Source organism: Reyranella sp. (genome assembly GCF_965227665.1).
GTDB lineage: Bacteria > Pseudomonadota > Alphaproteobacteria > Reyranellales > Reyranellaceae > Reyranella.
In genome coordinates this window covers 475,203-488,661 of the sequence record NZ_OZ245767.1, presented here as the reverse complement: position 1 = coordinate 488,661, position 13,459 = coordinate 475,203, and the positions used below count along the sequence as shown (strand labels likewise).

13 protein-coding genes are annotated in these 13,459 nt (G+C 67.3%); 3 read left to right on the top strand and 10 right to left on the bottom strand.

Annotated elements, in window-relative coordinates:
* Positions 1–14 precede the first annotated feature (14 nt).
* The 7 genes from ACO07I_RS02385 to dusB are packed head-to-tail and all read right to left on the bottom strand — an operon-like array spanning position 15 to position 8,819.
* On the bottom strand, positions 15–671 hold the full coding sequence (locus tag ACO07I_RS02385; protein ID WP_422013935.1) for an HAD family hydrolase: 657 nt from the start codon (positions 669–671) through the stop codon (positions 15–17).
* Positions 668–1,531, bottom strand: a complete 864-nt coding sequence (gene dat / locus ACO07I_RS02380; protein ID WP_422013933.1) for a D-amino-acid transaminase — start codon at positions 1,529–1,531, stop codon at positions 668–670. Before dat ends, ACO07I_RS02385 begins: the two co-directional genes overlap by 4 nt.
* Positions 1,532–1,546: 15 nt before the next feature.
* Complete coding sequence (locus ACO07I_RS02375; RefSeq protein WP_422013931.1) at positions 1,547–2,962, bottom strand: sigma-54-dependent transcriptional regulator; 1,416 nt, start codon at positions 2,960–2,962, stop codon at positions 1,547–1,549.
* 32 nt (positions 2,963–2,994) lie between these two features.
* The gene (locus tag ACO07I_RS02370; protein ID WP_422013929.1) at positions 2,995–5,187 is read right to left on the bottom strand and encodes an ATP-binding protein; all 2,193 of its coding nucleotides are present in this window, start codon (positions 5,185–5,187) and stop codon (positions 2,995–2,997) included.
* Positions 5,188–5,230: 43 nt separating this feature from the next.
* Complete coding sequence (gene ntrC, locus ACO07I_RS02365) at positions 5,231–6,706, bottom strand: nitrogen regulation protein NR(I) (RefSeq protein ID WP_422013927.1); 1,476 nt, start codon at positions 6,704–6,706, stop codon at positions 5,231–5,233.
* On the bottom strand, positions 6,703–7,782 hold the full coding sequence (locus tag ACO07I_RS02360) for a two-component system sensor histidine kinase NtrB (RefSeq protein WP_422013925.1): 1,080 nt from the start codon (positions 7,780–7,782) through the stop codon (positions 6,703–6,705). Before ACO07I_RS02360 ends, ntrC begins: the two co-directional genes overlap by 4 nt.
* Positions 7,783–7,811: 29 nt before the next feature.
* Complete coding sequence (gene dusB / locus ACO07I_RS02355; RefSeq protein ID WP_422013923.1) at positions 7,812–8,819, bottom strand: tRNA dihydrouridine synthase DusB; 1,008 nt, start codon at positions 8,817–8,819, stop codon at positions 7,812–7,814.
* A 122-nt stretch (positions 8,820–8,941) separates the two neighbouring features.
* Here dusB and ispD point away from each other — a divergent pair, with 122 nt between their 5' ends.
* Genes ispD through ACO07I_RS02340 form a run of 3 tightly spaced genes read left to right on the top strand, consistent with a single transcriptional unit; the run spans position 8,942 to position 10,603 of the window.
* Positions 8,942–9,679 (top strand): 2-C-methyl-D-erythritol 4-phosphate cytidylyltransferase, encoded by a 738-nt coding sequence (ispD, locus tag ACO07I_RS02350; protein ID WP_422013921.1) that lies wholly within the window; start codon positions 8,942–8,944, stop codon positions 9,677–9,679.
* Positions 9,679–10,104 carry a 2-C-methyl-D-erythritol 2,4-cyclodiphosphate synthase gene (gene ispF, locus ACO07I_RS02345; RefSeq protein WP_422013919.1) on the top strand — a complete coding sequence of 142 codons (426 nt, stop codon included), beginning with the start codon at positions 9,679–9,681 and terminating at the stop codon, positions 10,102–10,104. The genes ispD and ispF overlap by 1 nt, the downstream gene beginning before the upstream one ends.
* 7 nt (positions 10,105–10,111) lie before the next feature.
* Positions 10,112–10,603: a CinA family protein gene (locus tag ACO07I_RS02340; protein WP_422013917.1), complete on the top strand. Its 492-nt coding sequence runs from the start codon at positions 10,112–10,114 to the stop codon at positions 10,601–10,603.
* Between the two features lie 2 nt (positions 10,604–10,605).
* Here ACO07I_RS02340 and ACO07I_RS02335 read toward each other — a convergent pair whose 3' ends face one another.
* From ACO07I_RS02335 to lpdA, 3 genes are read right to left on the bottom strand one after another with little or no spacing between them, the layout of a single operon-like run.
* Positions 10,606–11,073, bottom strand: coding sequence for a type II toxin-antitoxin system RatA family toxin (locus ACO07I_RS02335; RefSeq protein WP_422013915.1), 468 nt, complete (start codon positions 11,071–11,073; stop codon positions 10,606–10,608).
* 7 nt (positions 11,074–11,080) lie between these two features.
* A complete protein-coding gene (lipA, locus tag ACO07I_RS02330; protein WP_422013913.1) occupies positions 11,081–12,040 on the bottom strand; it encodes a lipoyl synthase in 960 nt (319 codons plus the stop codon).
* Between the two features lie 6 nt (positions 12,041–12,046).
* A complete protein-coding gene (lpdA, locus tag ACO07I_RS02325) occupies positions 12,047–13,459 on the bottom strand; it encodes a dihydrolipoyl dehydrogenase (protein WP_422013911.1) in 1,413 nt (470 codons plus the stop codon).

Here is a 13,459-nt window from a genome sequence, read left to right as displayed (position 1 = left end):
AGGGGAGGTTGGTCTCAAAGCAATGCCACCAGCTGATGACAATTACGCGCTCGCAGTCTCGGTGGATGCTCCAGCAGGGAACCGGACAACTCGTCCGCGCCCCCCACGAGAACCGGCAGACATCCGGCCGCATGTGCACTCTTGAGGTCGGCCTGGGTGTCTCCCACCATCCACACGCTCTCGTCCGGGGCAATTCCCGTGCCGTCGAGGGCGAGATAGATGGGGTCCGGCGCTGGTTTGTCGCGGGCGGCGTCGCGCGCGCCGACGGACCGGGCGATCCATTTGCCCCAGCCGAGATGGGCGACCTCGGCCCGGAGATTGTCGCCGACCTTGTTGCTGACGATCGCGACGTAGAGGCCCTTGGCGTGGCAGTGCGCGAGCAGGGTGTCCGCGCCGTCCAGCGGCTCCAGCCGTTCGAGGTGGATGCGCGTGAAGGTCTCGTAGAACACCCGCTCCGCCTCCCCCGCCCGGTCGCCGAACAGGGTCGGGAAGACTTCGCGCAGAGAGCCGTGGGCGCGGTCCTGGACTTCCGCAGCGGTCCACGGCGTCAGGCCGAGCGCCGTGAAGGTGTCGCGGTAACATTCGACGATGGTCGGCCATGTGTTGACCAGCGTGTTGTCCCAGTCGAACAGGACGGCGCGCGGTGGCTGGAGGCCTTCCGGCAGGCTCACGTCACGGCCTCTCCCGCCTCCGAGAAGCGGACATATTCCTCGCGCAAGCGCCGCGCCGTGGCACCGACCTTGCCGTCGCCCACCTTGTCGCCGTCGATCTTCACCACCGGCGTGACGAAGGAGGTGGCGCTGGTGATGAAAGCTTCCTTCGCCTTCTTCGCCTCATCCAGGGTGAAGGGCCGCTCGACGAACTTGAGCTGCAGCGAATTGCAGATCGACTTCAGCGTCTGGCGCGTAATGCCGGACAGGATGCCGTTGTCCGTCTGTCGGGTCACCAGCTCGCCGTCGTCAGTGACGATCCAGGCGTTGGTCGAAGCGCCTTCCGTCACGCATCCCTTGTCGTCGAGCAGCCAGGCCTCGTAGGCACCGGCCTCGCGCGCCGCCTGCTTGGCCAGTACGTTCGGCAGCAGCGCCACCGTCTTGATGTCGCAGCGTTCCCAGCGGATGTCGGGCATGCTCTTCACGGCAACACCCGGGCCCGCATCGGCCTCGATGTGCTTGGTGGCCTTGGTGGTCATCACCAGCGCAGGCTTCACCGGCGTGGTCGGAAAGCCGTGGTCGCGCCGTGACACGCCGCGCGTCACCTGGATGTAGACCAGCCCGTCGCGCAGGCGGTTGCGCCGCATCAGCTCGCGCAGGATGAAGCCCATCGTCTTGCGCGACACCGGCCAGCCGATCCGCAACTCCTTGAGCGAGCGGTCGAGCCGATCGATGTGCGGCTTCTCGTCGATCAGCTTGCCGTCGCGCACGCCAACCACCTCGTAGACGCCGTCGGCCAGCTGGTAGCCGCGGTCCTCGATATGGACGCTCGCTTCACGATGGTCGACGTACCGACCGTTGACATAGGCATAACGCGCCATGACGCCCTCTCCTCCTCAGACCGACGGCTCGGCACCGTTGCCGTTGCCCTCGGGCAGACCACCGTGCAGGCCGAGCGACTTCAGCTTGCGATGCAAGGCCGAGCGTTCCATGCCGACGAAGGTGGCCGTCCGTGAAATGTTGCCGCCGAAGCGAGTCACCTGCGCGAGCAGGTATTCGCGCTCGAAGACCTCGCGCGCGTCGCGCAGCGGCAGCTGCATGATCTCCCCGCCCTTCTCCCAGCGCAGGACCGAGGGCGCATCCTCGCTCACGTCGTTGGGGAGGACGTCGGCGCGGATCGGCGCGCCGCCCGGCGGCGCCAGGATCAGCAGGCGTTCGATGACGTTGCGCAACTGGCGCACGTTGCCCGGCCAATCGTGGCCCTGCAGCGCCGCCTGCGTATCCTCGCCGATCGAGCGCGCCGGCAGGCCGGTGGCGTCGGCCACCCGCTTCAACAGGTCGAGCGCCAGTTCGGGAATGTCCTCGCGGCGCTCGCTGAGCGGCGGCACGCGCAGGCCCACGACGTTCAGACGGTGGAACAGGTCCTCGCGGAACCGGCCGCCGGCGCTCTCCTCCTGGAGGTCGCGCGCCGTCGTCGCCATCACACGCACGTCGATCTCGACCTTGGTCCGGCCGCCGTCGCGCGCATAGGACTGTTCGTGCAGCACCCGCGCCAACCTTCCCTGCAGCGCCAGCGGCAGGTCGGCCACTTCCTTGAGCACCAGTGTGCCGCCATGGGCCATCTCGAAGGCACCCGACACGCGCAGCGCCTCGGCATCGGTGTCGCCATCGGTGCCGAACAGTTCGATCTCCAGCCGCTCGGCCGGCAGGGTCGAACAATTGACGACGACGAACGGCCCGTCCGCGCGCTTCGACCCCTGGTGGATCAGCCGTGCCACCGTTTCCTTGCCCGAGCCGGAGGCGCCGGTGATGAGGACGCGGCTGCCGGTCGGCGCCACCTTCTCGATCTGCGCACGCACGCCGGCGGCGTCGCTGGAGGAGCCCACGAAGGTCACCTCGCCGCCGGCCCGACGCCGCAGCGCCACATTCTCGCGCTTCAGCTTGTCGGCCTCGATGGCTCGGTCGACGACGAGCAGCAGGCGATCGGCCTTGAATGGCTTCTCGACGAAGTCGTAGGCGCCGCTCTTGATGGCCGACACCGCGGTGTCGATCGTGCCGTGACCGCTGATCATCACGACGGGGATCGGCGGATCCTCGCGGCGGATGACTTCCAGAATCTGCAGCCCGTCGAGCTCGCTGCCCTGCAGCCAGACGTCCAGAATGACGAGCGCCGGCCGGCGCTGCCGGACCGCCTCGATCGCTTCGGTGCTGTTGTGGGCACGCCGCGCGGTGTGACCCTCGTCCTCGAGGATGCCGGCGATCAGCGTGCAGATATCGCGTTCGTCATCGACGATCAGAATATCGTGGGCCATGTCACTTCAAGCAGCCCGCATGGAACGGCGGGTCATTGTGCGGCTGTCACGTGCGGTCGAGCCGACGCGATTTCCTTCGCGTCTCGCCGGAATACCAGACTGATGCGGGCGCCGCCACCCTCGCGATCCTGCAGCGACAGGAACCCGCCATGGTCCTCCATGATCTTCTTCACGATCGCGAGACCGAGGCCGGTGCCCTTGGCGCGGGTGGTCATGTAGGGTTCCGTAAGGCGTTCGCGGCCCTCCTTCGGCAATCCGCGGCCATTGTCCTCGACGACGATGCGCAGGCCGGCCTCGTCGTCGATCAGCGACAGGCTGATCTCGCCCTGTGGCAAAGGCGTGTCCGGCTTCTCGTCCCTGCCCTCGATCGCCTCGGCCGAGTTCTTGAGAATGTTGGTCAGCACCTGCGAGACCTGGCGGCGATCACAGTTCAGCGGCACCGGATGGCCGGGAAGGTTTACCGTGTATCGGATGCCGGGATTGCCGTTGCGTTGCAGGAACAGGGCCTGCTGGCACAACTCCTTCGCATCCTCCTCCTTCACGGTCGGGCGCGGCATGCGGGCGAAGGAAGAGAATTCGTCGACCATGCGGCCGATGTCGCCGACTTGACGGATGATCGTGTCGGTGCACATCGAGAAGGTGTCGGGATCATCCTTGATCTGCTTCAGGTAGCGGCGCTTCAGCCGCTCGGCCGAGAGCTGGATCGGCGTCAGCGGGTTCTTGATCTCGTGCGCGATGCGGCGGGCGACGTCACCCCACGCCGCCATGCGCTGCGCCGACATCAGGTCGGTGACGTCGTCGAAGGTGACGACGTAGCCGGCGCCGCTGGCGGCGCTGATGCGGACCAGCAGGATCTGCCGGGCGCCGCGCTGCAGGATCTCGACCTGGCCCTGGGTCATCCGGTCCGGGCGCTCGGCCGCCTGGGCGACCAGAGGAGCCAGTTCGGGCAGCACCGCGATCAGCGGCCGTCCCAGCACGCCGTCCTCCGGCAGGGCCAGCAGGTCGAGAGCCGAGCGGTTGGAGCGCATGACCATGCCTTCGCCGTCGACGCTCAGCACGCCGGCGGAAACGCCCGCGAGGACCGCGTCGGTGAGCCGGCGCCTGGTGTCGAGCTCGGTATTGGCGTGGACCAACTCGCCGCGCTGCTGCTCGATCTGGCTGGCCATGCGGTTGAAGGAGCGCGCGAGTTGGCCCAGCTCGTCGTTCGGCGGGCCCTCCTCGACCCGGGCGCTGAGATCGCCGCCCCGGACACGCTCGGCCGCCTGCATCAGCCCGCCGATCGGCTCGGTGAGGCGGGTCGCGAACAGGATGGCGAGCCAGACCGCCGCCAGCAGCATCAGGAAGGCGATGGCGCCGCAGACCACGAAGATGATCAGCTGGCTGCGCCGCAGCGCCGATTCGATCTGCGAATAGAAGGAGCCGGCGAACTCGATGCTCTTGATGTAGTCGACCACCCGCAGGTCGACGGCATGGCCGGTCGCGAGGAACAGCGGCTCGCCGACGAACAGCTGCATCACGAAGTAGGCGCCGGTCGGCGATTCGATCTGGACCGGTCGCGCCTGATTCACCGCCTGCCAGAGGAACTGGGCGGGCGGCACGGGATTGGCCATGCCCTTCGCATCCGGCGCCTTGGCCTGGGCGATCACGCCCTTGTCGGCATCGAGCACCGTGGCCTCGATGATCGGCCGCCCCTCGATCAGCCGCTCCAGCATCGCCTTGGTCGCGGCCGGATCGCGTACTGCGTCCAGCCCCTCGGCCTGCAGCGGGGCGGAGATCGCCTCGATGTCGTTCAGGATTTCCTGCTCGCGGGCGCGCCGCACGGGCTCACCGATGGCGCGCGCCGCCTCGTAGGAAGCCTGCGAGGGCTTCACGACGAAGTCGGTGAAGCTGATCACCAGCATCGACAGGATGATGGTGACGATGACGGTCGGCGTGATGGTGAAGATGCTGCAGACCAGCACCAGCCTCATGTGCAGGCGCGAGCCCGCGGCGCCGCGGCGGCGGTCGAGCCAGAGTTGGGTCAGGCGGACGGCGACCACCGAGACCAGCGCGATGGCAATGACCAGGTCCGCCACCAGCAGGCCCGTCATCCAGCCGCGCGTGCCGAACGATTCCGGCACGAAGCCTGCAAGCCACGCATAGGTTGCGCCGCCGGCAGCCATGGCGAGGATGGCCAACGAGACGGCGGCGACCCGGCCGCTCAGGCTGCGGAGCACCGCGCTCATCTTGTCGCCCAAGCGTGAGACGCCCAGCGCAGCTGTCACAAAATCACCCGCCTCGGCGAACCTGCGGCGTGCGAACCACGGGGACGTCGAGGTCCTTTATCTTCTTGCGCAACGTGTTGCGATTGAGCCCCAGGAGACGGGCTGCACGCAACTGATTCCCTCGCGTAGCCCCCAGCGCCAGCGCGAGCAAGGGCCGCTCCACCTCCGAGATGACACGATCGTACATGCCGTCCGGCGGCAGCCGGTCACCATGCGCGTTGAACATTGCCTGGAGGTGACGGTCCACCGCGTCGGCCAGCGAGACGTCCTCGGCCGTTTCCGACGAGTCCGACGCCGGCTCCATCGCCGAAACGGCGTCGGCAAGCTCGGCCTCGATCGTCTCCACGCCGATGATTTCCTCGGAGTAGAGCGCGGACAGGCGGCGCACGAGATTGACGAGCTCGCGCACGTTGCCCGGCCAGCGATGCTGCTTCAGCCGCGCCATCGCCTCGGGCGACAGGACCTTGGTGGGCAGTCCGTCGGCGGTCGCGGCCTGCAGATAGTGGTTGGCGAGCTCGGGAATGTCGTCGAGCCGCTCGCGCAGCGGCGGCAGCCGGATCGGAACCACGTTCAGGCGATAGAACAGATCCTCACGGAACAGGCCCTGCTGGATCAGCCGGCGCAGGTCGCGATGGGTCGCCGCCACGATGCGCACGTTTGCCTTGATCGGCGTGCGGCCGCCGACCGTCATGTACTCGCCTTCCTGCAGCACGCGCAGCAGGCGGGTCTGGGCCTCGGGCGGCATGTCGCCGATTTCGTCGAGGAACAGCGTACCGCCCGCCGCCTGCTCGAACTTGCCGGCCGAGCGCTGGACCGCGCCGGTGAAGGCGCCGCGCTCGTGGCCGAACAATTCGCTCTCGATCAGCTCGCGGGGGATCGCCGCCATGTTGAGGGCGATGAACGGACCCTTCCGGCGCTTGCCGTAATCGTGCAGCGCGCGCGCCACCAGTTCCTTGCCCGCGCCCGATTCGCCGGTAACCATCACAGTCAGGTCTGTCGCCATCAGGCGGGCCAGCGCGCGGTAGATCTCCTGCATCGCCGGCGACCGGCCGATCAGGGGCAGGCGCTCGCCCTCTTCCCGCGGCTGGACCGAGCGCGGCATGGACGCGGCCGGCGCCGACAGCGCCCGGTTCACAACCGAGATCAGCTCGTTGAGGTCGAACGGCTTGGGCAGGTACTCGAACGCGCCGCGCTCGGTCGCCCGCACCGCCGTGAGCAGGGTCGACTGCGCGCTCATGACGATGATGCGCAGGTCCGGCCGCAGCTTGCGGATGCGCGGCACCAGGTCGAGACCGTTCTCGTCGGGCATCACCACGTCGGTGATGACGAGCTGCCCCTCGCCTTCCTGGATCCATTGCCAGAGCGTCGAGGCGGTCCCGGTGCTGCGGACCGTGTGACCCTGCCGGCCGAGGGCCTGATGCAGGACAGTGCGAATGGCGCGATCGTCGTCGGCGACGAGGATGGTGGTGCCTTCGCTCATGGCGAGGCCTGCGGGAACTGGAGCGGCAACATGACCCTGAATGATGTGCGGCCAGGCTCGCTATCGAACTCGATCGCGCCGCCATGGTCGTTGATGATCTTGGCGACCAAAGCAAGACCCAGGCCGGTTCCGGTGGGCTTGTTGGTCACGAACGCGTCGAACAGGTGACTGCGGATCTCGTCCGACACGCCGCGGCCGTTGTCGCGCACGGAAACGACCAGTGGCAGGTTAACCCTCGTTTGCTGTCCGGGCACGGCAAGCCGCAGCCCATGACGGTAGGCCGTCGACAGTTCGATCTCGCGATCGACGTCGCCCGGGACCTCGCAGGCATTCTTCACCAGGTTCAGGAACACCTGGATGAGCTGGTCGCGGTCGCCATGCACGTCCGGCAGCGACGGATCGTAGGTCTCGATGAAGCGTACCCCTTTGCCGAAGCCGTTCTGCGACAGGCGGCGCACGTGGTTCAGGACCTGATGGATGTTGATCGGCCCGCGCTCGATCGGGCGGCCGTCGGCGAAGGCCTCCATGCGGTCGACCAGCGCGACGATACGGTCGGTCTCCTCGCAGATCAGCTCAGTGAGCTCGCGATCGGAATCCGGCACGGACTGTTCGAGCAGCTGGGCGGCGCCGCGGATGCCGGACAGCGGGTTCTTGACCTCGTGCGCCAGCATCGCGGCCAGCGCGCTCACCGACCGGGCAGCGCTGCGGTGCGACAGCTGACGGTCGATGCTGCGGGCGATCGTCTGCTCGACCAGCGAGATCGCCACCAGCCCTTCGCTGTCGACGACCGGCGAGAGGCGGAGCGCGCAGAAGCGCGTGCCGATGCGCGGCGAGGCGAGCGTCACGCCGTTTTCAGCGACCGCGCCGCCGGTGACCAGGACCTGCTCCAGCAGCGAGAAGAGCGGCGTGTCCTCGGGAATGAACTCGCTCAGCGGATGGCCGACCAGGCGGGCCCGGCCGACGCCGAAGAACTGCTCTGCCGAGAGGTTGGCGTAGTGCATCTGGCCGTTTGCATCGACGACGATGATCGCTTCCGAGAGCGAATCCAGAAGAGCCGTCGGAAACTGATCGCTCATGCCGTTCCGTTTGAGAGGGCGCAGGGACATCAGGCTGCCTGCCGCTCCACGGCCGGCAGGAAGAACGAAGCGAGCATGCTCCGCACCTTGCCGGCGTCGGTCTCGCGGTTGAGCGCCGCCCTGAAATCGGCCGAGGCTGGAAGCCCCTTGGAGTACCAGCCGAGATGCTTGCGGGCCATGCGCACACCGGTCTCCATTCCATAATGTTCGAGCATCGCCTCGAAATGCGTGCGCACCGCCGCGTACTGTTCGGCGATCGAGGGATCGGGCAGGCGCTCGCCCGTTCGCAGATAGTGGATCGCCTGGTTGAGGAACCACGGGCGGCCATAGGCGCCGCGGCCGATCATGATCCCGTCGGCCCCCGACTGTTCCAGCGCCTGGTCGACGTCGTCCAGCGTATTGATGTCGCCATTCACGATCACCGGCAGGTTGGTGGCCTCCTTGACGGTGCGGATGAAGCCCCAGTCGGCGTGGCCTTCGTAGAAGTCGCAGCGCGTGCGGCCGTGCACGGTCAGCATTCGGATGCCGCACGCCTCGGCGATGCGCGCGAGGTTCGGGGCGTTGCGGTTGGTCGAGTCCCAGCCGGTTCGCATCTTGAGCGTGACCGGCAGCTTCACCGCCTTGACCGTCGCTTCGAGGATCTTCGCGGCATGGACCTCGTCGCGCATCAGCGACGAACCGGCATGGCCGTTCACGACCTTCTTCACCGGACAGCCGAAGTTGATGTCGATGATCGCCGCACCGCGATCCTCGTTGAGCCTGGCGGCCTCGGCCATGACCTCGGGCTCGCAGCCCGCGAGCTGGACCGACATCGGAAACTCTTCCGGCGTGGTCTTGGCCATCATCAGCGTCTTGCGGTTCTCGCGGACCATCGCGGCGGACGCGATCATTTCCGAAACGACGAGCCCTGCGCCACGCCGCTTCACCATCTGGCGGAAGGGCATGTCGCTGACACCCGACAGCGGGGCCAGGATGACGGGGTCCTCGATGCGAACGGGGCCGATGTCGACGGGTTTGAGGCGGTGTGCGTTTTGCATTCTTTGTTCAGTTTATAGGCATCTTGTGCAGTGCACAATAATTGAGCGAGCAATAGCCTGTGCCGCGAAACCGCGCAAGGGTCGCAAGTGCGCATTCGCTGACACCAGTGTTATTGAGGGCTGTGACCCGTTGTACAGCCCTCATTGTCGCCGGCGGCCGCGGCAGCCGCTTCGGCGGCCCACTGCCCAAGCAATATGCGCTTCTGGACGGCGAACCCGTCCTGCGCCGGACCATTTCCGTCTTCCGCGACACGCCCGCGATCGACCGGGTCCTCGTGGTGATCGGTGCGGAAGATGACGCACGCTACGAGGCGGCGACGCAGGGCTTGGGACTGCCCCCGGCGGTGCCGGGCGGCAGCAGCCGCCAGCAGTCCGTCCTGAACGGCCTCGAAGCGCTGGCCGCTACGGCGCCGGAATTCATCGCGATCCACGACGCGGCCCGCCCCTTCGTTCGACCGGCCGACATTGAGGCCTGCCTCGCGGCCGCATCGGCGGACGGAATCGACGGCGCCATCCTCGGTATTCCCCTCGCCGACACACTGAAGCGCGTTGGCGCCGGCGGGACGATCGCCGAGACCGTGCCGCGACGCGACCTGTGGCGCGCGCAGACTCCCCAGGTTTTCCGCTTCGCCCCGCTACTCGCCGCTCATCGTGCGGCGGCCTCGCTCGCCACCAACGAGACGACCGCGCTGACCGACGATGCCGCGGTCGCGGAGCGCGCGGGGCTCACGCTTGTCATGGTCCCGGGCAGCGAAGATAACCGCAAGATCACAACAATGGCCGACCTCGCCTGCCCTGCCATGGAAACGCGCACCGCCCTCGGCTTCGACGTTCACGCCTTCGCCCGGGCAATGCCGTGATGCTGTGCGGCATCGCGATCCCCCACGGCCAGACGCTGGCTGGACATTCCGATGCCGACGTGGCGCTGCATGCGCTGACCGACGCGGTGCTGGGCACGATCGCCGCCGGCGATATCGGCAAGCACTTCCCGCCCTCCGATCCGCAATGGCGCGGCGCGTCCTCCGACCGGTTCCTGCGCCACGCCGTCGATCTCGTGACGGCGCGCGGCGGCCGCATCGTTCATCTCGATGTCACCATCGTCTGCGAAGCCCCCAAGGTCGGCCCACATCGCGAGGCGATGGTGACCAGCATCGCCGCCATCGCGGGCATCGCCGCCCAGCGCGTCAGCGTGAAGGCGACGACGACCGAGGGACTGGGATTCACCGGCCGGCGCGAAGGCATCGCGGCCCAGGCCATTGCGACCGTAGAACTGCCAGGGAGCTGAGCGGCACATGTTCGATCACGAGATGCGGGAAGCCGCGGAGCACGTCCTGTTCGCCTGCCGCAAGCGCGGCTTCAAGGTCGTCACCGCCGAGTCCTGCACCGGCGGCCTGATCGCCGCCGCTCTCACCGCGATTGCCGGCTCGTCGGATGTCGTGGACCGCGGCTTCGTCACCTATTCGAACGAAGCCAAGCGCGAGATGCTGGACGTGCCGTGGGACGCGATCGTGAGCCATGGCGCGGTGAGCGAGCCGGTGGCGCGCGCGATGGCCACGGGCGCCCTCGCCCGCTCGGGCGCGCAGCTCTCGGTGTCGGTTACCGGCGTCGCCGGTCCCGGCGGCGGCTCGGCCGAGAAGCCGGTGGGCCTGGTCCATTTCGGCGCCGCGCGCTCGGGCTTCGAGCCGGTGACCGAACACCACGTGTTCCCCGGCGACCGAGACGCCATCCGCCGACTCACGGTCATCACCGCACTCGCGATGCTGGCGAAGCTGGCGGAGCGCTAGTCTCAGGAAGAGGCGACGAGAGGCTTCCCGTAGAGTTGCGCCGCCCTCGCCTCGAAGGCCGAGACCATGCGGCGGACGGCTTCGGCGAACAGGAGCTGCACCGTCTTCTGCAGCAGGATCGAGCGGAAATCGAATTCGAGTTCGAAGTCGATCTGCGTGCCCTCGGCATGGGGCTTGAAGAGCCAGCGGCTCCTGAGCAGCCGGAACGGGCCCTCGGTCCCCGTCGTGACGATGCGCATGCCTTCCGGATCGTCGGGGAAGAGCTCAACCCGCGACACGAACTTCTCGTGGAACGGGCCGAAGCCGATCGCCAGTTCGGCGATCTCCACGTTCGGACCTTCGCGCCGGCGGACGCGGCCGGCGAAACACCAGGGCAGGAACTCAGGGTAGCGCGGCACGTCGGCGACCAGGTCGAACAACTGCCGCGGCTGGAACGGAACGACTCGCCGTTCCTGATGACGGGTAGCCAAGGAACCGTCAGCCCTTGAGCTGCGCCTGACGCGCGGCCTTGAGGCGCGCGAAATCGTCGCCGGCATGATAGCTCGACCGGGTCAGCGGCGAGGCCGAGACCATCAGGAAGCCCTTGGCGCGGGCCATCTGGGCCAGTTCGGAGAATTCGGCCGGCGTCCAGAACCGGTCGAGCGCGGCGTGCTTGGGCGTAGGTTGCAGGTACTGGCCGATCGTCAGGAAATCGACATCGGCGGCGCGCAGGTCGTCCATGACCTGCAGGATCTCCTCGCGCGTCTCGCCCAGCCCGACCATCAGACCGGACTTGGTGAACATCGTGGGATCGATCTCTTTTACGCGCGACAACAAACGCAGTGAGGTGAAATAGCGCGCACCCGGGCGAATGGTCGGGTAGAGGCGCGGCACGGTCTCGAGATTGTGGTTGAAAACGTCGGGCCTCGACGCGACCACCGTCTCGATGGCGCCCGGCTTGCGCATGAAGTCGGGCGTCAGGATCTCGACCGTGGTCTTGGGCGCTGCCTTGTGCAGCGCGGTGATCACCTCGGCGAAGTGCCCTGCCCCGCCATCGGCGAGGTCGTCACGGTCGACGGACGTGACCACGACATGGCCGAGGCCGAGCTTGCCGACCGCTTCGGCGATGTTGGCCGGCTCGTGCGGGTTCAGCGCACCGGGCTTGCCGGTCGCCACATTGCAGAAGGCGCAGGCCCGCGTGCAGGTCTCGCCCATGATCATGAAGGTCGCGTGCTTCTGCTTCCAGCACTCGCCGATGTTCGGGCAGGCCGCTTCCTCGCACACCGTGGTGAGCTTGAGCTCGCGCATCAGCCGCTTGGTCTCGGCATATTCCGGCGAGTTGGGCGCACGCACCCTGATCCAATCCGGCTTGCGCTGGATGGGGTTATCGGGGCGATGGGCCTTTTCCGGGTGGCGCTCCGCCCGGCTCAGGGAAAGCTTGTCGAGGGTTCCGTCCATGATGGTCTAGATATGGAGCGTCCGGCCGTACGCCGCCAGTACCGACTCGTGCATCATCTCCGACAGGGTGGGATGCGGGAACACCGTGGCCATCAGTTCGGCCTCGGTGGTCTCCAGCGTCTTGGCGATGCTGTAGCCCTGGATCAGCTCGGTGACCTCGGCACCGATCATGTGGGCGCCGAGAAGCTCGCCGGTCTTGGCGTCGAAGATCGTCTTGATGAAGCCCTCGGGCTCGCCAAGAGCAATCGCCTTGCCATTGCCGATGAAGGGGAATTTGCCGACCTTGAGCTCCAGCCCCTTGGCCTTGGCCGCCGCTTCAGTGAGGCCGATGCTCGCGACCTGCGGCTGGCAGTAGGTGCAGCCCGGGATGTTCTCGGTCTTCATCGGGTGCACGCCCTTCACGCCGGCGATCTTCTCGACCACCAGCACGCCCTCGTGCATCGCCTTGTGGGCGAGCCAGGGCGGGCCGGCGACGTCGCCGATCGCATAGACGTTGGGCTCGCCGGTGAAGCCCCACTGGTCGATCACGATGTGGGTCTTCTCGACCTTCACCTTGGTGCCTTCGAGGCCGATATTCTCGACATTGCCCACGATGCCGACGGCGCTAATGACGCGGTCGACCGTGATCTCCTGCGCCTTGCCGCCGACCGTGATGGTGGCGGTGACATTATTGGCGCCCTTCTTCAGGTTCGACACGGTGGCGCTGGTCAGGATCTTCATGCCCTGCTTCTCGAACGCCTTCTTGGCGAAGGCGGAGACCTCGGCATCCTCCACCGGCAGCACGCGGTCCATGACCTCGGCCACCGTCACCTCGGCGCCCATGGTGCGGTAGAAGCTCGCGAACTCGATGCCGATCGCGCCCGAGCCGATGACCAGCAGCGACTTCGGGAATTCCGGCGGCACCATCGCTTCCTTGTAGCTCCACACCAGCTTGCCGTCGGCCTCGAGGCCGGGAAGCTGGCGCGCGCGGGCGCCGGTGGCCAGGATCACGTCCTTCGCCGTCAGGGTGACGTTGGTCTTGTCCTTCAGCGCGACCGCGACCTTGCGCTTGGCGCCGTCGGTGCCGGCGAGCTTCGCCGTGCCGTCGAACACCGTGATCTTGTTCTTCTTCATCAGCATCGAGACGCCGTTGCTGAGCTGGCTCGCGACCTTGCGCGAGCGCTCGACGATCTTCTTCGGATCGAACGACACGTCCTTGACCGAAAGCCCATAGGCCTCGGCATGCTTGATGAGGCCGTAGACCTCCGAGGTGCGCAGCAGCGCCTTGGTCGGAATGCAGCCCCAGTTGAGGCAGATGCCGCCCATATGCTCGCGCTCGACCACGGCGGTCTTGAGCCCGAGCTGCGCGGCGCGGATCGCGGCGACGTAACCGCCCGGCCCGCCGCCCACGACGATGAGATCGAAACTGGTTTCGGCCAT

Coding starts and splice junctions, on each gene's coding strand:
- dat (WP_422013933.1), bottom strand. CDS start 1,531: ATGGCGCGTTATGCCTATGTCAACGGTCGGTACGTCGACCATCGTGAA.
- ACO07I_RS02375 (WP_422013931.1), bottom strand. CDS start 2,962: ATGGCCCACGATATTCTGATCGTCGATGACGAACGCGATATCTGCACG.
- ACO07I_RS02370 (WP_422013929.1), bottom strand. CDS start 5,187: ATGAGCGCGGTGCTCCGCAGCCTGAGCGGCCGGGTCGCCGCCGTCTCG.
- ntrC (WP_422013927.1), bottom strand. CDS start 6,706: ATGAGCGAAGGCACCACCATCCTCGTCGCCGACGACGATCGCGCCATT.
- ACO07I_RS02360 (WP_422013925.1), bottom strand. CDS start 7,782: ATGAGCGATCAGTTTCCGACGGCTCTTCTGGATTCGCTCTCGGAAGCG.
- dusB (WP_422013923.1), bottom strand. CDS start 8,819: ATGCAAAACGCACACCGCCTCAAACCCGTCGACATCGGCCCCGTTCGC.
- ispF (WP_422013919.1), top strand. CDS start 9,679: ATGCTGTGCGGCATCGCGATCCCCCACGGCCAGACGCTGGCTGGACAT.
- ACO07I_RS02340 (WP_422013917.1), top strand. CDS start 10,112: ATGTTCGATCACGAGATGCGGGAAGCCGCGGAGCACGTCCTGTTCGCC.
- lipA (WP_422013913.1), bottom strand. CDS start 12,040: ATGGACGGAACCCTCGACAAGCTTTCCCTGAGCCGGGCGGAGCGCCAC.
- lpdA (WP_422013911.1), bottom strand. CDS start 13,459: ATGGCCGAAACCAGTTTCGATCTCATCGTCGTGGGCGGCGGGCCGGGC.